Source organism: Hyphomonas sp. NPDC076881 (assembly GCF_050269995.1).
In the GTDB taxonomy this organism is placed as follows: Bacteria; Pseudomonadota; Alphaproteobacteria; order Caulobacterales; family Hyphomonadaceae; genus Hyphomonas.
Map to the genome: position 1 here is coordinate 209,445 of NZ_JBNNJJ010000004.1, position 17,158 is coordinate 226,602.

22 protein-coding genes are annotated in these 17,158 nt (G+C 63.7%); 12 read left to right on the forward strand and 10 right to left on the reverse strand.

Annotated features, from left to right (window positions below; genetic code table 11):
- The first annotated feature begins 798 nt into the window (after nucleotides 1-798).
- A complete protein-coding gene (locus tag ACQKI2_RS06390; protein ID WP_427378865.1) occupies nucleotides 799-1,674 on the forward strand; it encodes a YihY/virulence factor BrkB family protein in 876 nt (291 codons plus the stop codon).
- On the opposite strand, the gene ACQKI2_RS06395 is transcribed toward ACQKI2_RS06390, so the two are convergent.
- From ACQKI2_RS06395 to ACQKI2_RS06405, 3 genes are all read right to left on the reverse strand, one after another.
- Nucleotides 1,632-2,366 (reverse strand): N-acetylmuramoyl-L-alanine amidase, encoded by a 735-nt coding sequence (locus ACQKI2_RS06395; protein ID WP_427378866.1) that lies wholly within the window; start codon nucleotides 2,364-2,366, stop codon nucleotides 1,632-1,634. The genes ACQKI2_RS06390 and ACQKI2_RS06395 overlap by 43 nt on opposite strands.
- On the reverse strand, nucleotides 2,366-3,268 hold the full coding sequence (locus ACQKI2_RS06400; RefSeq protein ID WP_427378867.1) for a DMT family transporter: 903 nt from the start codon (nucleotides 3,266-3,268) through the stop codon (nucleotides 2,366-2,368). Before ACQKI2_RS06400 ends, ACQKI2_RS06395 begins: the two co-directional genes overlap by 1 nt.
- A gap of 201 nt (nucleotides 3,269-3,469) precedes the next feature.
- Nucleotides 3,470-4,333 (reverse strand): MBL fold metallo-hydrolase, encoded by an 864-nt coding sequence (locus ACQKI2_RS06405; RefSeq protein WP_427378868.1) that lies wholly within the window; start codon nucleotides 4,331-4,333, stop codon nucleotides 3,470-3,472.
- Between the two features lie 119 nt (nucleotides 4,334-4,452).
- Between ACQKI2_RS06405 and ACQKI2_RS06410 the strand changes: the two genes are divergently transcribed.
- The 5 genes from ACQKI2_RS06410 to ACQKI2_RS06430 all read left to right on the forward strand — a co-directional run bounded on the left by ACQKI2_RS06410 (nucleotide 4,453) and on the right by ACQKI2_RS06430 (nucleotide 8,013).
- Entirely contained in the window at nucleotides 4,453-5,247 is a 795-nt protein-coding gene (locus ACQKI2_RS06410) for a sulfite exporter TauE/SafE family protein (protein WP_427378869.1), read from the forward strand.
- Between the two features lie 124 nt (nucleotides 5,248-5,371).
- The gene (locus tag ACQKI2_RS06415; protein ID WP_427378870.1) at nucleotides 5,372-6,091 is read left to right on the forward strand and encodes a hypothetical protein; all 720 of its coding nucleotides are present in this window, start codon (nucleotides 5,372-5,374) and stop codon (nucleotides 6,089-6,091) included.
- A gap of 65 nt (nucleotides 6,092-6,156) precedes the next feature.
- Entirely contained in the window at nucleotides 6,157-6,717 is a 561-nt protein-coding gene (locus ACQKI2_RS06420) for a class I SAM-dependent methyltransferase (protein ID WP_427378871.1), read from the forward strand.
- On the forward strand, nucleotides 6,686-7,546 hold the full coding sequence (locus tag ACQKI2_RS06425) for a heme-dependent oxidative N-demethylase family protein (RefSeq protein ID WP_427378872.1): 861 nt from the start codon (nucleotides 6,686-6,688) through the stop codon (nucleotides 7,544-7,546). Before ACQKI2_RS06420 ends, ACQKI2_RS06425 begins: the two co-directional genes overlap by 32 nt.
- A 29-nt stretch (nucleotides 7,547-7,575) precedes the next feature.
- Nucleotides 7,576-8,013: an EVE domain-containing protein gene (locus ACQKI2_RS06430; protein ID WP_427378873.1), complete on the forward strand. Its 438-nt coding sequence runs from the start codon at nucleotides 7,576-7,578 to the stop codon at nucleotides 8,011-8,013.
- A 6-nt stretch (nucleotides 8,014-8,019) separates the two neighbouring features.
- On the opposite strand, the gene ACQKI2_RS06435 is transcribed toward ACQKI2_RS06430, so the two are convergent.
- The 3 genes from ACQKI2_RS06435 to ACQKI2_RS06445 all read right to left on the reverse strand — a co-directional run bounded on the left by ACQKI2_RS06435 (nucleotide 8,020) and on the right by ACQKI2_RS06445 (nucleotide 9,904).
- Nucleotides 8,020-8,451: a hypothetical protein gene (locus ACQKI2_RS06435; protein ID WP_427378874.1), complete on the reverse strand. Its 432-nt coding sequence runs from the start codon at nucleotides 8,449-8,451 to the stop codon at nucleotides 8,020-8,022.
- 106 nt (nucleotides 8,452-8,557) lie between these two features.
- Complete coding sequence (locus tag ACQKI2_RS06440; RefSeq protein ID WP_427378875.1) at nucleotides 8,558-9,292, reverse strand: class I SAM-dependent methyltransferase; 735 nt, start codon at nucleotides 9,290-9,292, stop codon at nucleotides 8,558-8,560.
- 81 nt (nucleotides 9,293-9,373) lie between these two features.
- The gene (locus ACQKI2_RS06445) at nucleotides 9,374-9,904 is read right to left on the reverse strand and encodes a D-glycero-alpha-D-manno-heptose-1,7-bisphosphate 7-phosphatase (protein WP_427378876.1); all 531 of its coding nucleotides are present in this window, start codon (nucleotides 9,902-9,904) and stop codon (nucleotides 9,374-9,376) included.
- 141 nt (nucleotides 9,905-10,045) lie between these two features.
- Between ACQKI2_RS06445 and ACQKI2_RS06450 the strand changes: the two genes are divergently transcribed.
- The gene (locus tag ACQKI2_RS06450; RefSeq protein ID WP_427378877.1) at nucleotides 10,046-10,315 is read left to right on the forward strand and encodes a hypothetical protein; all 270 of its coding nucleotides are present in this window, start codon (nucleotides 10,046-10,048) and stop codon (nucleotides 10,313-10,315) included.
- A gap of 21 nt (nucleotides 10,316-10,336) precedes the next feature.
- Here the strand turns inward: ACQKI2_RS06450 and ACQKI2_RS06455 are convergent, their stop codons facing one another.
- A complete protein-coding gene (locus ACQKI2_RS06455; protein WP_427378878.1) occupies nucleotides 10,337-11,587 on the reverse strand; it encodes a TCR/Tet family MFS transporter in 1,251 nt (416 codons plus the stop codon).
- 102 nt (nucleotides 11,588-11,689) lie between these two features.
- Between ACQKI2_RS06455 and ACQKI2_RS06460 the strand changes: the two genes are divergently transcribed.
- From ACQKI2_RS06460 to ACQKI2_RS06470, 3 genes are all read left to right on the forward strand, one after another.
- Nucleotides 11,690-12,301 (forward strand): GNAT family N-acetyltransferase, encoded by a 612-nt coding sequence (locus tag ACQKI2_RS06460; RefSeq protein WP_427378879.1) that lies wholly within the window; start codon nucleotides 11,690-11,692, stop codon nucleotides 12,299-12,301.
- 36 nt (nucleotides 12,302-12,337) lie between these two features.
- The gene (locus ACQKI2_RS06465; RefSeq protein ID WP_427378880.1) at nucleotides 12,338-12,592 is read left to right on the forward strand and encodes a CBU_0592 family membrane protein; all 255 of its coding nucleotides are present in this window, start codon (nucleotides 12,338-12,340) and stop codon (nucleotides 12,590-12,592) included.
- A gap of 103 nt (nucleotides 12,593-12,695) precedes the next feature.
- The gene (locus tag ACQKI2_RS06470; protein ID WP_427378881.1) at nucleotides 12,696-13,046 is read left to right on the forward strand and encodes a hypothetical protein; all 351 of its coding nucleotides are present in this window, start codon (nucleotides 12,696-12,698) and stop codon (nucleotides 13,044-13,046) included.
- Nucleotides 13,047-13,097: 51 nt separating this feature from the next.
- Here the strand turns inward: ACQKI2_RS06470 and ACQKI2_RS06475 are convergent, their stop codons facing one another.
- Entirely contained in the window at nucleotides 13,098-14,279 is a 1,182-nt protein-coding gene (locus ACQKI2_RS06475) for a vWA domain-containing protein (protein ID WP_427378882.1), read from the reverse strand.
- A gap of 120 nt (nucleotides 14,280-14,399) precedes the next feature.
- Here ACQKI2_RS06475 and ACQKI2_RS06480 point away from each other — a divergent pair, with 120 nt between their 5' ends.
- On the forward strand, nucleotides 14,400-15,200 hold the full coding sequence (locus ACQKI2_RS06480) for a hypothetical protein (protein WP_427378883.1): 801 nt from the start codon (nucleotides 14,400-14,402) through the stop codon (nucleotides 15,198-15,200).
- A gap of 62 nt (nucleotides 15,201-15,262) precedes the next feature.
- On the forward strand, nucleotides 15,263-16,015 hold the full coding sequence (locus ACQKI2_RS06485) for a DUF2270 domain-containing protein (protein WP_427378884.1): 753 nt from the start codon (nucleotides 15,263-15,265) through the stop codon (nucleotides 16,013-16,015).
- Between the two features lie 3 nt (nucleotides 16,016-16,018).
- Here ACQKI2_RS06485 and ACQKI2_RS06490 read toward each other — a convergent pair whose 3' ends face one another.
- A complete protein-coding gene (locus tag ACQKI2_RS06490; RefSeq protein ID WP_427378885.1) occupies nucleotides 16,019-16,345 on the reverse strand; it encodes an antibiotic biosynthesis monooxygenase family protein in 327 nt (108 codons plus the stop codon).
- A gap of 128 nt (nucleotides 16,346-16,473) precedes the next feature.
- Nucleotides 16,474-17,148: a hypothetical protein gene (locus ACQKI2_RS06495; protein WP_427378886.1), complete on the reverse strand. Its 675-nt coding sequence runs from the start codon at nucleotides 17,146-17,148 to the stop codon at nucleotides 16,474-16,476.
- Nucleotides 17,149-17,158 lie beyond the last annotated feature (10 nt).

The window sequence follows — 17,158 nt, forward strand, 5'->3', positions numbered from 1 at the left end:
CACGCTTCCGTTTCCGTCGCCGTCATGCACAACCGGGGGGTTGCGAGCATGCGGCTGACCGCCTGCGCTTGCCATTGCTGGCCCTCACTTCTTGGTCACCGTCTACGGATCGCGCCCCGTTACGGCATACGGCCCCGTTTGGCTGGGTCTAGCTCCCGCCTCCCGGCCATCGCCTGCTTTATCCCTTCATCTCCGCCTGGGCCCTTTGCGCCGCCAGTCTCCCGGCTTTGCTCCTGACCCGGTTTCGTCCGGGGGCGATGGACTTTTCCTCCGGTTCCGTTGGCAGGTTTGCTCCTGCCGGGTATTCCGTTGGCTTACCGAAACGATCTCACAAGCCCTCGCCTGAGTCGAGAGGCTGTCCAGATTTTTTCTCGCTGCCGGAGAAGAATCTCACAGGTTTCGTTACGCCTGTGGAATGTTTGTGAAGCGCTTCAAAAATATGCAACAAAATCAACCGGGCAAGGAGTATCCCTGTCCGGCTATACCTGGGATGAAAAAGCCCTGCGGATGGGGCGGGGGCCCGATTTGTCCGGGGACGGCATATAATTTGTCAGAGGGAATGAGATGTCCCCGGCGTCCCGGCTCTGCCTCATCCGCAGGATTGCTGCCCTCGGGCAGCAGATGGATGCCTGGGAGATGAAGCCAGGCATGCGCGAGGATGCCCCGCCGGGCGGCCCCGGTGGATAGGGCCCATCGGGACAGGGCTCTGCCTGCAATAAATGCAGGCGGGGAGGGCGGGGACAGGCGCGCGCTAATCCGCGGTTTGTTTCTGCGGCGGACCGTGCCAGAAAGACGGGGATGCTCGAGCGCTGGCGACCCGACTTCATAGATCCTGCAATCCGGGCTGTGCGCCGGCTGGTGCGGCCGGATGTGCGTATCGTGACCGGCGGCATCGCCTTCTATGCGCTGTTCTCGATCTTCCCGCTGATCTACATGACGCTGACGCTGCTGACGTTCTTCCTGCCGCCGGAACTGGCGCATCAGCTGGCCAAGCCGATCACCAATTTCTTCAGCCAGAGCGTGGAGCCGCTGACCTTCGAGGAGGTGGACGCGATCCAGAAGATGACGCCGGCCGGGCTGAGCGTGCGGGCCTTTCTGGCGGCGATCCTGGTGCTGTTTACGGCAACCTCCGGCGCCAAGGCGCTGATTACCGGCATCAGGATGATCGCCGGCACGGCCGACCGGACGAAGTTTGCGCGCTTTCAGGGCACGTCGCTGGCGCTGACGGCGACGCTGATCCTGATCGTGTGGCTGCTGGGGGCGACGCAGCTCATCGCGACGGTGGCGGTGCAGGAGGCCGGGGGGCTGGCGGTGCGCTTTGCCAACGAAATCGCGACGGTGGTGGACTCGCTCTGGATCTCGAAAGGGGTGGCGAGCTTCGTGGTTTTCTATCTTATCCTGGTGATGTCGCTGCGCGGGCATGTGCGGCGGGGCACGCGGGCGCTGGCGGCGGGCGCAGGCGCGGCGGCGGTGGCCTTTCTGGGCGTGACCTTTCTGTTCCAGCTATACCTGCACTATTCGGTGATGAGCACGGTCTATGGCGCGCTGGCGTCGCTGATCCTCGGTTTCATCTGGCTGTCGGCGTCGGTGTCATCGCTGCTGCTGGGGGCGGCGCTGGCGACCGAATGGGCTCATGCCTGGGGCGAGGATGAAGCGCCGGGCGCTGAGGCGTAGGCTGCGGCGATCTGGGCGAGGCGGCGCAAGGTGTCCGCGCCGGCCATGCCGGTAACCGCGTGGGGCATCCAGCGGCGCTGGAAAGCGCGCAAGGCGGCGGGGATGTCGGCCGTGTCATAGCCGACGGCGGCGAGCTGGGCATTGAGGCGCGAGGCGTCGCCGCCCGACCAGACGCAGGCCGCGCCGGTTTCCGGCACGGGCCAGAGGCCGAGGCCGGCGTCTGCGAGGCGCGCCCAGGGGAAATGTTCGCCCGGATCGATCTTGCGGGTGGGGGCGATGTCGGAATGGCCGACGAGGCCGGTGGGCGGAATGGCATGATGAGCCATGATCTCGCGCGAGAGAGCGATGACGGCGGCGATCTGGGCGCCGGGATAGGGCGGGAGGCTGCCGCCGGGGGCGCGGTAGTCATGGCCGCCATTGACGATCTCGATGCCGACGGAGCGGGAGTTAAGATCCTCCAGGCCTTGCCATTTCGATACGCCGGCATGCCAGGCGCGGAGGTTTTCCGGCACGAGGCGCGCAATGCGGCCATCTTCCCAGACCATATAGTGCGCGGAGACTTTTGCTTCGGGATCCCGCATCCGGGCGAGGGCGGCGGCGCCGCTTTCCATGCCGGTGTAATGCAGCACGAGCAGGGAGACAGGGTGTTTCCGGTCGTCAAAGTTCGGGCTGGGGGTGTCTTCGATGTGCATCACGAGTCTCCCGAGGCGGCCTTCTTGCCGAGGGCAGCTTCCGGCATTTTTTCGTTCGGGCGCAGCGCGATGACAAGCACCCCCGACAGCGAGACGATGGCGCCGAGGATGAGGCGCAGGGTGAGCGGCTCGTTCAGGAGGGCGATGCCGAAGATCACGCCCCAGATGGGTGTCATCAGCGTGAGCGGTGAGAGGAGGGAAACGTCATACTTCTTCAGGAGGGTGTAGAAGGCCGAATGGCCGAACACCGACACGCCGAGGATGGCGAAGGCGCTGGCGGCCCAGACCATCCAGCCGCCATGGATGTAGGCGTCGAGCTGGCTGGTCTCCATCACGAAGGAGAGGGCGAACAGCGGCGCAAAGCTGAACGCGCCGACCCAGGCCTGCATGCGCAGGGCGGAGATTTTCGGCATCGACTTCATGATGATGCCGCCCGCCGAGCCGACGAAGGCGGAGCCGATGATGTAGAGCAGGCCATAGGAGACCGAGAAGCTGCCCGGATCAAACGCGATGATGACGACGCCGATGAAGGCGAGGAAAATGCCGAGCGCGCGGCGCCAGCGGATGACCTCGCCCAGGAACAGCATGCTCATCAGGGTGGAGATGGGCACGCCAAGCTGGCCGGTGACGGCGACGGCGGAGGCCTCGGCATGCTGCAGGCCGATGAAGAGGAGCGCGAAATGCACGCTGCCGATCATGATCGAGACGAAGAACAGCGTGCGCAGGTTTGGCGGGCGCGGGAAGAGGAAGGGCACGAGGCAGACCGCGACGCCCAGGAAGCGCAGCGCGGCAAAGAAGATCGGCGGAATGGCCATATCGGCCACGGCCCAGCGCGTGACGACAAGGTTCAGCCCCCAGACGAGGCAGACGGCGCAGAGGAGGAGGAAGTCACGTATGGCCATGATGGAGCTGGCCCTATCAGGCTTTGGCGGGGATTGGCAGGGGGCGCGTCGGGGTAGGCTGGCAGGGGAGGTATGCGGGGGTGCCGCTCTGCTTGGCGTCCCCCCCTCCGTCCGCTGCGCGGCCACCTCCCCCGTAAACGGGGGAGGATGATCACCGCGCCTTCTCGTGCCCCGGAGGGGCGGAGGGGGCTCTCTGGCGTGTTACTTGCCCAGCCGGTTTACCGGCAGGCGGAGATAGGTCTGCCCGTCAGACTCCGCAGGGGGGAGGCGGCCGGCGCGGATGTTGACTTGCAGAGAGGGGAGGATGAGGCGCGGGACGCTTAGGGTCTGGTCGCGGGCGGTGCGCATGGCGACGAAGTCTGCTTCTTCGACGCCGTCATGGACATGCACATTGGCGGCGCGGTGCTCGGCAACGGTGGCTTCCCAGGCATAGGTTTTGCGGCCTTCGGGGAGGTAGTTGTGGCCGGTGAAGATGCGGGTTTCCGGCGGCAGGGCGAGCAGCTTGCGGATCGAGCGGTAGAGCGCGTGGGCGTCGCCGCCCGGAAAGTCTGCCCGCGCGGTGCCGTAGTCTGGCATGAAGACGGTGTCGCCGACAAAGGCGGCGTCGCCGATCAGATAGGTGAGGCAGGCGGCGGTATGTCCTGGTGTGTGCAGTACACGGATGGTTTCGTTGCCGAGCGGGATTTCGTCGCCTTCATGGAAGAGCGCGTCGAAGACGGTTTCATCCGGCGCGTCAGATGTGGGGCCGAACATCGGGCGGAAGATTTTCTGAACTTCGGTGATATGCGCGCCAATGCCGATCCTGGCGCCGGTTTTCTGGCGGATGTAGTCGGCGGCCGAGAGATGGTCGGCATGGGCGTGGGTGTCGAGCGCCCAGACGATTTTCAGACCCTCCGCCTCTGCGGCGGCGAGCACGTCATCTGCAGACTTGGTGGAGAGGCGGGCCGGGGCAGGATCGAAATCCAGCACGGGGTCGATGATCGCGGCCTGCCGGGTGGCGCCGTCCCAGACGAGATAGGTGACGGTGTTGGTGGCCGTGTCGAAGAAGGCTTTGATCTTTGGCATTTTATGGTCCTTTCGGGCGGCGGTCTTATCTGCGTTGGTGCTAATATATGAGGCATTGCTAATTTAGCAAGTTCTCATATATTTAAGGCTGTTCAAGCCTGACGGCGAAGGAGCCGCACATGGACCTTACTTTGCCCGTGATACTGGCGGCGCTGGCCAGTGGCGCACTGGTCGGCGTGTTCCTCGGTACGTTCGGGGGCGGGGGCAGCGTGCTGGCCGCGCCGCTGCTGATTTATGCCGTGGGCGTGCGCGACCCGCATGTGGCGATCGGCACATCGGCCGCCGCCGTAGCGGCGATCGCGCTGGTGAGCCTGGTTGGCCACTGGCGGGCAAAGCGGGTGAAATGGCCGTGTGCGGGCGCGTTTGCCGTGGCGGGGATTCTGGGATCGATTACCGGGTCGCAGCTGGCGCTGCGGGTGGATGGCACCTGGCTGCTGGCAGCCTTTGCCCTGGCGATGGCGGCGATTGGCCTCTCGATGTTCCGCAAGCCGAAGGGCGAGGGCGACCCGGACGTGCATATCACCCCGGCGATCATGGCGCGCATCCTGCCGCTGGGCCTGCTGACCGGGCTGGCGGCAGGCTTTTTCGGGATTGGCGGCGGCTTTCTGATCGTGCCCGGCCTGATGATGGCGACGGGGATGACGCTGTCCAATGCCATGGCCTCTTCGCTGGTATCGGTGGCGCTGTTCGGGGCGACGACCTCGGCAAACTATGCCCTGGCGGGGCAGGTGGACTTTCCGCTGGTGGGCCTGGTGCTGGCCGGCGGGGCCGTGGGCGGGCTGATGGGCGTGCGCGTGGCGCGGGCGCTGGCCGGGCGGGTGGCCCTGGCGCGGAAGGGCTTTGCGGCGATGATCGTGGCCGTGGCGGGCTATGTGGGCTGGAACGCTGTGCTTGGAATTCTCGCAACTTCCTGATTTTACGGCCGTTATGAATTGCAGCAGCCCTGCGAAAGGTTGCTAAATCCGCCGCAAAGCGCTGATATGATGTTTAACAGGGTTAACTTGGCCCCGGCCACGGCGCCGGGCAGGGAGATGTTTGATGGGCCTGATCTGGTGGGTTCTGCCGTCGATTGCCGGGGTGATTGGCCTCATCCTCCTGTTCGCAGGGTTCGGCAAACTGGCGAATCTGAAGCCTTTTGCCGGGGTGACGCGGCTTGCCTTCGGCACGGCCTTTGTGGGGCTGGCCGGGATGGTCGCCTTCATCGGGCTGAACGTGCAGACTTACAAGCGCCTCACCTATGAGCGGCCGGTGGCTGTGGTGAAGTTTGTGGCCGTGCCGGGGCAGGCCGATGCCTATACAGCGGACGTGACCTTCTCTGATGGCACGCATCTGCTCCAGGCCGATGGCTCGCAGCCGGTTTTCCGGGGCGATGAATGGCAGATCGGCGCGCGCGTGATCAAGTTCAAGCCGATGGCAAACATTCTGGGTTATGACTCGATCTACCGGATCGAGCATATGCGCTCGACCAACTCCATGCAGTTCTCCTCCGAGGCAGTGACCGAGGGCAAGATAGACGGCATACGGATCGTCACGAGCGAGCCGGGGATTGATGTGTCGAAGCTGGCCGATACCTATGGATCGCGCTTCGGGATTGATGCCGAATACGGATCGGCCACCTATCAGCCGATGGGCGACGGGTTTGAATATGAGGTGTCGATCACGCAGGACGCCCTGATCGCACGGCCGACCGAGGCGACGCGCACGCTGATCCAGTCCAAATCCTATCCGGGATTCATTCCGACACGGCGGGAAAACTGATGAACCCCTGGGAGCGGTACGTTGTTCCGCATCTGGTTTCATGTGCCTGCGCCACGCGGCCAATCATGAAGCAGCGCGAAAAGGTGGTGCCGAAGGCCGAGGGCGTGGTGCTGGAGATCGGCTGTGGGGCGGGCACGAACTTTGCCATGTATGATGCCGGCAAGGTGGACCATCTCTACGCGCTGGAGCCGGCGCCGGGGATGGTTGTGAAGGCCAAGCGCACGGCCAGCGAGCTCGGCATCGGCAAGAGCATCGATTTCCTTGAGACCGGCGCGGAGAATATTCCGCTGGCGAACAATTCGGTGGATACCGCCGTCATCACCTTTGTGCTCTGCACGATCCCGGACTGGAAATCGGCGCTGGCGGAGACGAAGCGTGTGCTGAAGCCGGGCGGCAAGATTGTTTTCACCGAACACGGGCTGGCGCCGGACGAGGGCGTGGCCAAATGGCAGCGCCGGGTGGAGCCTGTTTGGAAGGCGCTGGCGGGCGGGTGCCATCTGACGCGGGATACCGGCGCGATGCTGCGCGAGGCGGGCTTTGCGCTGGAGGGGGCTGAGACGATGTATCTGCCCAATACGCCGAAGATTGCCGGCTATGTCAGCTGGGGCGCGGCGCGGATCGCGTGAGGCGATGCGCGCGCCGCCCTATCTTCCGTTCCTCAATGGGCCTCTGAGTCTGGCGCCGGGCCTGCGCCCGATTGCGCCGGAGGCGTGGCTTTGTCCGGATACGGAGAGGGACGCTCTGGCGGAAAAGCGCGCACTGATGCGGGACCGGCGGGGCGAAGTGTATGGCGCGCGCGAGGGCAGCGAGGCGGCGGCGGAGCTGGCAGCGGTGGTGCACGGGGTGGCCGGGCCAGCAGTGGGCGACTGGCCAAGCGCGCTGGAAGGGGCGGCGAGCGCGGTTTCTGATGATCTCTGCCTGCTGATCAAAGATGGCGACGGGCTCTGGCGGCTGGAGGCGGGCAGCCTCTGCGCGCCGACCTTCTGGCGGCTCGGCGAGAAGCTGGGCGAGCCGCTGGGCGGGCTGCACGGGCCGGTGCCGGGGGCCAATCCCGGCATGGTGGGGCGCATTCACCGGATGTTTGACGCGCTGCGGCCCGGCCAGGTGCTGGAGCGGTTCAACTGGACGGTTCAGCCGGGCACGGAGCGGTTCATGCCGAGCCAGGCGCCGTTCAAGGCGCAGGCAGCGGAAATGGATGAGGCGGGCGCTCTGGACGGGCTGTGGCTGCGCGTGGAGCGGCAGACAATTTCCAAGCTGGCAGTTTCGGGCGCGGTTGTGTTCACGATAAGGGTGGCGATTGATCCCTTGCGGGCGGCGCTGGCCGGGCCGGGGCATGCCCAGGCGTTCAGCGATGCCTGGGAGGGGATTGATCCGGTGCTGGCGGATTATAAAGGCTGGCCGCATTATCAGCGGCTGGTTCGCGCGGCGCTGGCGCAGGCGCGCCGTGGCGGCTAAAGCAGGGACAGATCAAGAAAGGACGGCGTATGCAATACTGGCTGATGAAATCGGAACCCGACGCTTGGAGCTGGGAGCAGCAGGTGAAACGCGGCGCGGCGGGCGAGATCTGGTCAGGCGTGCGCAACTATACCGCGCGCAACCATATGCGGGCGATGAAGCTGGGCGATCAGGTGTTTTTCTACCACTCCAATCAGGGGCTGGAGGTTGTGGGCATTTGCGAGGTGAATGAGCTGTCCAAGCAGGATCCGACGACGGACGATGCGCGCTGGGACTGTGTGACCATCCGCGCGCTGGCGCCGATGCCAAAGCCGGTGAAGCTGAAGGATGTGAAGGAAAACCCGAAGCTGGAAGGGATGAGCCTTGTTACCTCTTTCCGCCTCTCTGTGCAGCCGGTGACGGCAGCGGAGTGGAAAGAGGTTTGCCGGATGGGCGGGATTGATCCCAAAACGCTGAAGGCGGTTTAGCGCGCGCTATTCTGCCGGGCAGGCGCCTGCGTTATGGCTGATGGCGAGCACGACACCCGGAACGAACAGATCTTCCCCGAGACCGAAGATGACGTCGGCCATGATCTCGAGGTCGTCGGGCGTTGAGGCAATGAGGACATCTCCTTCCGAGATGGTGCCGCCGGTGCATTCGATGGCAAGCTGTATGCCTTCTTCTGTCTCTTCTTCGCTGAGAACCGTGCACTGACCTTCTGGCTCGATCCGGGCCAAAAGGTCTGCGGTGGAGAGCGCGACTGTCTCGCCGTGGAGGCAATCGCTGAGCAGGCGTTCGTCCAGAAAGACATCGGTTGCGACGGTGAGTTGACCCTCCCAGAGACCACCATTGAGTGTTACCGGGCCTGCGAAGGCGGGCAGCGTGGTGGCAAGCGAGAGACAGGTAAGGCTGATGAATTTGCGCATGTTGAGGGTTTCCTGTGGGCGGGACCACGAAGCATGGCGAGCCTCGGGCAATTGAGGAGCCAGTAAGCACGGGCGGGAAGATCTGCGGTATCCCCTGATTCGGGGGTTACCGGGATTTCCGGTAAAGGGAGATATGCATGCGGCTGTCTGCAGTGAAGGCAGTGCGGCCCCAGCCGCCCCAACGGCTTTCTGGAACGAGCCCAGCCAAGCGCGCCATCAGGTCTATTTCCTGGGGCCATGCATAGCGCATCGGCAGCGGGGTTATGCGTGTGCCTTCCGGCGTGAAGCGAAGATACTGGTAGTCTATCCGCTGTGTTACCGGATCGTGGATGGCTGCTTCGAGTGTCAGTGTACTGAAATCCAGGTGTCGCGGCTGGAGGCTGCGATGATTTCGGAACTGGGCCAGGTCCGGCACGAAGGCTTCGATCACAAAGGCGCCACCCGGATCAAGCATGGCTGCTGCGTTCTGAAAGCAGCGGATCTGGGCTTCCTGGCTGGTGAGATTGAAAAATGTGTTGAAGATCAGGAAGATGAAACCGAACTTTCCTTCTGCGCAGACTTCCGACATATCACCCAATGTCACGGGGATCGCGCCGCCGCCCGGCTTTTGTCGCAGCTTTGCGATCATGGCCGGAGAGGCTTCAATCCCTTCGATCCGGCATCCGCGCTGAGCCATTGGCAGTGCGACACGTCCTGTGCCGATCGCAAGTTCCAGTGTCCTGCTGGTTCCCGCGATTTCCGTGAGCAGATCAACGGCGGCATCTGTTGTGCCCGGATCATGCAATCTGTCATAATCAACAGCGTTCAGCTCACCGAAGGTTTCCGGGCCATAACCTTTCATCCTGACCCCTCAACGAAAAGCAAGCTAGGCATGAATACCATGCTAGCATGGATTGTTCGGAAGGGCGAGCGCTAAGCCGGATCAGCCCCGGTTGCCATCCTCGAAGCTCGCGAGGGTCCATTCGGCGAAACGCTCTAAGTTGCCGCCGGTGAAGAGGAAGCCGGCGACGCCGGCGGCTTTGGCCGCTTCGATGTCGGCGTCCTTGTCTCCGATCAGGAAGCTTGCCTCGCGTTTCACCGGGAAGTCCGCCATGGCGCGCAGCAGCATGCCGGGCTTGGGTTTCCGGTCGAAACTGTCCTTCCGGTAACGGAGGTTTTCACCCTCTTCATGGAAGGGGCAGAAATAGATGCGGTCGATCTGCGCGCCCTTTTCGGCGAGGCGGGCCTGCATCCAGTCATGCAGGGCGTGCATGTCGTCTTCGGTGTAGTAATTCCGGGCGATGCCGGACTGGTTGGTGACGACGAAGACATACCAGCCGCGCTTGTTGAAGGCAGCAATTGCCTCGGCGGCGCCTTCGACAAATTCGAAGTCCTCAATCCGGCTGACATAGCCCCGGTCGATATTGATGACGCCGTCTCTATCCAGGAAGAGGGCGGGGCGATGTTTGATCATGGGCTCTATGTGGCAGTTTCGCAGGAGGATGCAACCTTCTCCAGAGGCGCGAAAAGGCTCGACAGTCAAGGCGTTCCAAGGAAAGGCTGCCGTTACGACAGGCCGGAGATGCCTGCGGGAACCCTGAGGGAGGGACAAGATATGGAACCATATATTCCGCTGATCGTGAGCGCGCTGGGTGGCACGGTGCTGGGGCCAATCCTTGCCCGGCTGCTGGGTGGCAGCGGCGCGATGGGGGTTGTTGGCGGCATTCTGGGCGGCATCGGCGCGCATTACGGCGCTGAGGCTGCCGAGGTCGGACTGCTGTTTGGCAGTTCGCCGGTGATGATCCACCTGCAGAACTTTGTTGAAGGCGGGATCGGCGGCGGTGTTCTTGGCTTGCTGGCAGGCGCGGTGCTGAAGAAGCGCTGAGCCGGGGCCGCCCCGTTCTGATCAGGGCGTGCCAGCCGGCAGGGCGCCGCGATTGACGGCAAGGCCGCGCTGGAAGGGCAGGAAGGCGAGCGCCGTGAGCAGCGCGGCGAGCAGGAAGGCCGCGCCCGCGAACTGGACGGGCGCGCCCTCACGGGAAAAGCTGAACAGCGTGGCGCTCATGATCAGGGGGCCGATGATCATGCCCAGCGCATTGAGGCTGGAGGCCGCGCCCTGAAGCTCGCCCTGCGCATCGGGCGGGGTGAGGCTGGACATCAGGCCATTGGCCGCGGGCATGGTGACCCCGCCAAGGGCTGCAAACGGAATGATGAAATATATGAAGACCGGATTGGCCGCGAAGGCGAAGGCCGTCATTGCGATGACATTGACGCTGTAGCCGAGCACGATGGTGCGCACGGTGCCGAGGCGTTTGAGGATGAGGCCCATCAGGCCCGCCTGAACAACCGCAGCGCCGACGCCGACGGCCCCAAGCGACAGGCCGATCTGCATCGGCGACCAGTCATACCGGATTTCGCCATGCACGGCCCAGGTGGCGGGGAAGACGGTGTGGGCGAGGAAGAAGATGCCGCCCGCAAAGAGAAACCAGGAGACCTGAGGCAGCTTTGAGAAATGACGCGCGGCGCCCAGCGGGTTGGCGCGTTTGAAGTTCAGCGCGCGGCGGCGCTCCTTCGGCAGGGATTCGGGCAGCACGAAGACGCCATAGAGGAAGTTCACGAAGGCGAGGCCGACGGCGGCGAAGAAGGGCACGCGGGGCCCAAGCTCTCCCAGCAGGCCGCCGATCACCGGGCCGAAGATGAAGCCGAGACCGAAAGAGGCGCCGATGAAGCCAAAGGCGCGGCCGCGCTCTGCCGGGGTGGTGGTGTCGGCGATATAGGCGTTGGCGGTGGAGAAGGTGGCGCCGGAGATACCGGCGAGCGCCCGGCCGAGGAACAGCAGCCAGATATTCGGGGCAAGGCCCATGATAAGGAAATCGAGCCCGAGGGTGGCCATCGACACCAGCAGCACCGGGCGGCGGCCAAACCTGTCTGACAGGGCGCCGATCACCGGGCCGAACAGGAAGGTCATCACGGCATAGGTGGCGGCGAGCCCGCCCAGCCACAGGGTGGCATCGGAGGGCGGGACATGCGCCAGATCCTGGATCAGGGTCGGCAGGACGGGGATGATCAACCCAAAGGCAAGATGGTCTATGAAGACCGTCACCAGAACGAAGAAAAAGGCATTCCGCCCGGGCGGGCGCGTCGCGGCATCGGTCATGGCGCAGGAATGTCGGCAAGGCGCGCCATCAGTCAAACGAAATTGTGCATGATGGACTGAGAGGGCTTGGCAGGCGCCGGGGAAAGCTGCGAATTTGGACTGATGGCAGGCGAACTTCCGATCACACGCATTCCGGCCTTGCCTGAAAAGGCCGAGGCGATCCGCTGCGCGGTGCGCCTGGCAACACGGTTGGGCGATTCGCGGCTGGCGCGGATGGAGGATGCCGGCGGCCTTTTTGCGCTGCTGTCTGACCCGGCCGTGCATGCGCCGATCTATACGCTGCCGCGCCCGCTGACCGGGCGGAGCGTGGAGGATTTCATCGAGACGCACATTCTGGAGCGCGAGGCGGGGATTGGCCTGCTTTTTGTGCGCGAGGGGCAGGATGGGCGGGTCATGGGCTATTCAGATGTGCAGGTTTGGCCGGAATTTGCTGCGGGCGAACTCGGCGGGGCGCTGCACCCCTCGCTGCACGGGCAGGGCAGCGGCGCGCGTGGGGCGGCGGCGAGCTTTGCCTGGATGTTCGAGGGGCTTGGGCTGGACCTGCTCTGTGAGACGGCGGCGCTGGACAATGTGGCGACGCAGCGCCTGCTCGACGGGCTGGGCTTTGCGCGGAAGGGGGAGGTCACCAGCACGCGCAGCGACGGGACAGAGCGGGCCAGTCTGGTCTGGGAGATGACGCGGGCGGACTGGGACGCGCGCCACGGCAAAGTCTGATTGCCAAGTCTGCGGCGAGCGGCTAGCGGGCGCGCCATGACGATCACGGAACTTCTTATCGAGGCAGCTGGCTGGACCGGCGCGGCGCTGATCCTGGGCGCATATATCCTGCTGTCGCTCGGGCGGCTGCAGGGGAACTCGCCCGCCTATCAGTGGGCCAATGTGATCGGCGCGGCGGGGTTTATCCTCAATAGCGGCTATCACGGGGCGATCCCGTCTGTGGCGATCAACATCCTGTGGGTGGCGATCGGCGTGTTTGCGCTGTGGCGGATTTACAAGGTTGCGGCCTAGCCTGCGAAGTCGCCGTGGCGGCGGACAAAGCTGCGATTCCAGATGGATGGCCGGGAAACTTCTGAATGCGCTGGGCGTTCCTGCCCTGCAGGAGGAAAATTCCATGAAACATCTACGCTATTGGCCGCTGTTTGCTTTTGCGCTTCTGGCGGCGTGTTCGCCCGCGCCAGAAGAAACGCCGGCAGCCTTGCCGCAGGACGAGAGAATGGCTGTTCCGGAAACAGCGCCTGGTGGCCCGGCAGAGCAGGATATGCCAGCGCAGCCAGCCAGTTGCGCCGATGAAGTAGGGGCGGCTGCAGCCCAGGTTCTGGTGGATCAGTGTCTGGCAATTTCGCCCGCGACCCGGCCGCCGTGTAATGCGCAGAACAGCTGCGACATGATCCGCGACGAAATCCGCCGCGGCTGCGGAATTGGGGATGCAGGCGATAATCCGGCGTTTTGTGGCGAGTACTAGTAACAACCCCTGCTCCTCGCCGATATTGTTTCGGCGGGGAGCAGGGCGGCGCTAGCGGCTGAGTTCCTTCATCGCCTCGTCCAGGCCGGCGAGGGTGAGTTCGAACATGCGGTGGGGGCCGATCAGTTCACGGATGAGCTTGATCGAGCCGGTATATTCCCAGGCGCCTTCCTTGGTGGGGTTCAGCCAGACGAAGTTGGGGTAGCGTTCCACGAAGCGCTGGATCCAGAGGCCGCCGGCCTCTTCATTCCAGTGTTCGACCGAGCCGCCGGCATAGGTGATCTCGTAGGGGCTCATCGTGGCGTCGCCCACAACGATTACTTTGTAGTCTGACGGATATTTGTTCAGAACATCCCATGTCGGGATGCGGTTGTTCATCCGGCGGCGGTTATCCTTCCAGAGGCCCTCATAGGGGCAGTTGTGGAAGTAGTAGTATTCGAGGTTCTTGATTTCCGAACGCGCGGCGGAGAACAGCTCCTCCATCACGCGGACATGCGGGTCCATCGAGCCGCCGACATCGAGCAGCAGGAGGACGGAAATCGTGTTGCGCTTTTCCGGGCGCATCTCGATGTCGAGATAGCCCTTGCGAGCGGTGTTGCGGATGGTGCCGTCCAGATCGAGCTCATCGGGCGCGCCCTTGCGGGCCCATTTGCGCAGGCGCTTCATGGCGACCTTGATGTTGCGCGTGCCGAGTTCAATCTTGTCATCGTAATTCTTGAATTCGCGCTTGTCCCACACCTTCACGGCGCGGCGGTGGCGCGACTTGTCTTGGCCGATGCGGACACCTTCGGGATTGTAGCCATTGGCCCCGAAGGGCGAGGTGCCGCCCGTGCCGATCATCTTGTTGCCGCCCTCATGGCGCTTTTTCTGCTCTTCGAGGCGCTTTTTCAGCGTCTCCATCAGCTTTTCAAAGCCGCCCATGGCTTCGATTTCGGCCATTTCCTCGGGCGTGAGGAATTTCTCGCTCATTTTCTTGAGCCATTCTTCGGGCAGATCCTGCACGTTCACGGCGTCAGACAGCGTGTCGAGGCCCTTGAAGGTGTGGGAGAAGACGCGGTCGAACTTGTCGATATTGCGCTCGTCCTTCACCAGGGCGGCGCGGGAGAGGTAGTAGAACTCCTCCACCTCCATATCGATGACCTGCTTGTCCATCGCCTCCATCAGGAGGAGGTATTCCTTCAGCGTGACCGGGACTTTCGCCGCGCGCAGCTCGTTGAAGAAATTCAGGAACATCGGCAGGGCCTTTCTGCTTCTCTTGGGAAAGAAGATAACCCTCAAGGGGGCGAATGTCCAAGCTGACGCTGGGAAAAGTGTGGTCATTTGCGGTTCATATGGGCGGGGGTAGGAAAGGATATGGTTCGGGCGGCTCTTTTCTCCTGTCTGGTGGCGGTTGGCGCCTGCGCGGCCACGGCGGCCCCGTCCGGCCCGCCGCCGGCGCCGATGTTTACGCCGGGCGCAGGCGCGCAGGGTGATTGCCGCGGACCGGCAGAGGCAAGCTGTATGCTGGACGCAGCCTGGCAGGCGGCCGGATTGCTGCCCCAGGACAAGCAGGCGCGGCTGAAACCCGCCTTTGCTGAGGTGACGCGCGGCCTGAAGGACGCGGCGCTTGCCTCCAGATGGCAGATGCGGCTTGGCACGGCGCCTCCGCCCCAGCCGGCGCCGGATTTTGCGCGCCGCCAGGCCGAAGCGGCGATTGCTCAATATGGCTGGCAGGGTTTTCTCTCGCGCGCCCATCGGGGCGAGGCGCCGCTGAATATGGGGCGGCCGGAGATTCTGGCGGCGGCAGTGGAGCTGGCGCCCGACCCTGACCAGCGCGTCTATCTTATCGACATCATGTTTTCGCTCGCCGGAGCGCCCAAGCCCGGCACCAGCGGCTTCATCAGCCCGGACGATTTCGAGCGCGCCTCGCTCGGCCATGTGCTGGCCGAACAGATGATGAAGGATTGCAATCTCGTGGCCTTCGACCGGGCGCGGGGCCTGACGGCGGCGCCGGAGTCCATCCGCTATGAGCTGTGGCGTACGCGGATGACCGGCGGGGCGGGAAAGCTCGCGCCCCGGATACGCCAGGGCGACGGCACGGACGATACGACCTTCGTGCGGCATGTTCTGGAAGGGTATGGGCCGGTTCTGCGGCAGGGATATTGTCCGGGCTGATTGCAACGCGCGGGGCCTTGAAGACTTTTCCCGGTCACAAAGGTGAGGCATAGGGTCTGCGCATGGATACGATGGACGAAACCGAAGCCGATCATGTTGTTCCGCCCGCAGAAGGGCTGTGCGGCCCGTCTGAGGTGACGGCGCTCTCCCACCTCTACCGCGCGGAAGTCTACCGCTCGACGGTGTGGCGCCAGCGGCTTGATCAGACGACGAACTGGGCTGTGATCTCGACCGGGATTGGCCTCTCCGTGGCGTTTGCCAATGAGCGCGCCTCGCCATTCCCCATCGTGCTGGTGGGGATGCTGTGCATCGTGTTCCTGATGCTGGAGGCGCGGCGCTACCGGTTTTTCTATGTGTGGCGCTTCCGGGCGCGGGTAATCGAGATTGCGTTCTATGTGCCGATCCTGCGCGGGGAGGGGACGAAGATCCGCCTCGACCGGGGGACGGCGCTGTCAGACGATTATGAAAAGCCGCAATACAGGATTTCGATGATCCGGTGCGTGGGGCGGCGGCTTCGGCGCAATTATGGCTGGATCTTTGCCATTCTGGGCGCGGCTTATTTTGCCAAGATCGCGATCCATCCGGTGGATGTGACCTCCTGGGAGCAGCTCTTCCGGCGGGCGCATATCGGGCCGATCCCCGGCTGGGTGGCGATTGCGGGCGGCTGCGCGTTTCATGTGGCGTGGATATTCCTGGCCTGGAAAACCTGGTGGGACGAGCGCACCGACAAGACCAAGATGGCCGACTTCCTGAAGAGCCGGGAAGACGTGAACTATGTGCGCGCAGCGAACGCGCATGATTCGGCGCTGGGCTGAGGCCTAGTCTTTCGCGCGGTCCAACAGGTCGTCGGTCACTTCCATGGTGAAGACCGGATCATTGCCGGGCGGCGTTTCGCAGATGGCATCGGAGAAGGCGGCGCGGGTTTCAGGATCGTCATAGACCATCTTCTGGTCATAGGCGCGCTGCCAGGTTTCCTCGTCGGGCCATTCGGCATAGCCGACAAAGCGGCCATCTCGCTCCTGATGCAGGCGCGAGCCATAACTGCCATAGCGCTTGCGGATCAGCTCAGTGCCGCGCACCCAAGCCTTGCGGAACTGGTCTTCTTTGCCCGGATGAACCCGCCACCAGTAGACTGCGATGAACATGGGGGCCTCCTTCTGCCTGAGCGGAAGGAACGCGCGGAAGGCAGAATTGATCCGAAGAAAGCTTGTGGCGCAGCGGTCTTCAGGGGGGCTCCGGACAATGCGGGCGGGTCTGCTCAGTCGGTCAGGAATTACTCAAGACTTGACGCGGGTTGTCCGGCCATGACGCCGCGCTCGAAATTCAGAATATTCGCAGCCTGCATCGTCAGCGCGCTCATATCCGTTTCGCCTTTTATCTCGGTGATGCGGACTTTCAGATGCCATGGGCCGATTTTATCAGTGGTGACCAGTGCGACACCCGACGCGAGCCGAAAGATGAAACAGGGCGTTTGACCGATCGTGATCGTCGTATCCGTTGTTGCTTCAGCCGCAAGCGTCAGGCCGTGCAGCAGGTCAATCATCATGGCGCAGGATTCGCTCTCCTCCGACAGGAATTCCGCCTCGGGAAACCGTTGTACAATCGCTCCGCCGGCTTGCTGCGCAGATGCGGCGGCATCGGCCGCCTGCGTTGATTGGTAGAAGTAGACCGTCATGTGAGACGCATCCTCTTCGCCATCGTATTGGCAAGAGACGTCGGTTCCGTCTGCCTGGAAGACGGCAACTTCCCTGAACCGGAATCCCGCAATGCTGGCTGGGCATTGGCCAAGGCTGGCAGCATGATCGAAGCCGCCATCCTCGCGAGGCGTGAAGTGAGACGGGGGCGACGGGTCGGCCGGGACTTTCGCCGTGCCATCGACATGGGGCGCCGCATAAGCGCTTGCCGCCAGCAGGATCCCGGCCAGAATAAAGGTTCCTGCGCGCATCATGTCCTCCCTT

Coding starts and splice junctions, on each gene's coding strand:
- ACQKI2_RS06435 (WP_427378874.1), bottom strand. CDS start 8,451: ATGCGCAAATTCATCAGCCTTACCTGTCTCTCGCTTGCCACCACGCTG.
- ACQKI2_RS06415 (WP_427378870.1), top strand. CDS start 5,372: ATGGGCCTGATCTGGTGGGTTCTGCCGTCGATTGCCGGGGTGATTGGC.
- ACQKI2_RS06450 (WP_427378877.1), top strand. CDS start 10,046: ATGGAACCATATATTCCGCTGATCGTGAGCGCGCTGGGTGGCACGGTG.
- ACQKI2_RS06430 (WP_427378873.1), top strand. CDS start 7,576: ATGCAATACTGGCTGATGAAATCGGAACCCGACGCTTGGAGCTGGGAG.
- ACQKI2_RS06470 (WP_427378881.1), top strand. CDS start 12,696: ATGAAACATCTACGCTATTGGCCGCTGTTTGCTTTTGCGCTTCTGGCG.
- ACQKI2_RS06425 (WP_427378872.1), top strand. CDS start 6,686: ATGTCAGCTGGGGCGCGGCGCGGATCGCGTGAGGCGATGCGCGCGCCG.
- ACQKI2_RS06480 (WP_427378883.1), top strand. CDS start 14,400: ATGGTTCGGGCGGCTCTTTTCTCCTGTCTGGTGGCGGTTGGCGCCTGC.
- ACQKI2_RS06460 (WP_427378879.1), top strand. CDS start 11,690: ATGGCAGGCGAACTTCCGATCACACGCATTCCGGCCTTGCCTGAAAAG.
- ACQKI2_RS06490 (WP_427378885.1), bottom strand. CDS start 16,345: ATGTTCATCGCAGTCTACTGGTGGCGGGTTCATCCGGGCAAAGAAGAC.
- ACQKI2_RS06410 (WP_427378869.1), top strand. CDS start 4,453: ATGGACCTTACTTTGCCCGTGATACTGGCGGCGCTGGCCAGTGGCGCA.
- ACQKI2_RS06400 (WP_427378867.1), bottom strand. CDS start 3,268: ATGGCCATACGTGACTTCCTCCTCCTCTGCGCCGTCTGCCTCGTCTGG.
- ACQKI2_RS06485 (WP_427378884.1), top strand. CDS start 15,263: ATGGATACGATGGACGAAACCGAAGCCGATCATGTTGTTCCGCCCGCA.
- ACQKI2_RS06475 (WP_427378882.1), bottom strand. CDS start 14,279: ATGTTCCTGAATTTCTTCAACGAGCTGCGCGCGGCGAAAGTCCCGGTC.
- ACQKI2_RS06445 (WP_427378876.1), bottom strand. CDS start 9,904: ATGATCAAACATCGCCCCGCCCTCTTCCTGGATAGAGACGGCGTCATC.
- ACQKI2_RS06455 (WP_427378878.1), bottom strand. CDS start 11,587: ATGACCGATGCCGCGACGCGCCCGCCCGGGCGGAATGCCTTTTTCTTC.
- ACQKI2_RS06395 (WP_427378866.1), bottom strand. CDS start 2,366: ATGCACATCGAAGACACCCCCAGCCCGAACTTTGACGACCGGAAACAC.
- ACQKI2_RS06405 (WP_427378868.1), bottom strand. CDS start 4,333: ATGCCAAAGATCAAAGCCTTCTTCGACACGGCCACCAACACCGTCACC.
- ACQKI2_RS06420 (WP_427378871.1), top strand. CDS start 6,157: ATGAAGCAGCGCGAAAAGGTGGTGCCGAAGGCCGAGGGCGTGGTGCTG.
- ACQKI2_RS06440 (WP_427378875.1), bottom strand. CDS start 9,292: ATGAAAGGTTATGGCCCGGAAACCTTCGGTGAGCTGAACGCTGTTGAT.
- ACQKI2_RS06495 (WP_427378886.1), bottom strand. CDS start 17,148: ATGATGCGCGCAGGAACCTTTATTCTGGCCGGGATCCTGCTGGCGGCA.
- ACQKI2_RS06390 (WP_427378865.1), top strand. CDS start 799: ATGCTCGAGCGCTGGCGACCCGACTTCATAGATCCTGCAATCCGGGCT.
- ACQKI2_RS06465 (WP_427378880.1), top strand. CDS start 12,338: ATGACGATCACGGAACTTCTTATCGAGGCAGCTGGCTGGACCGGCGCG.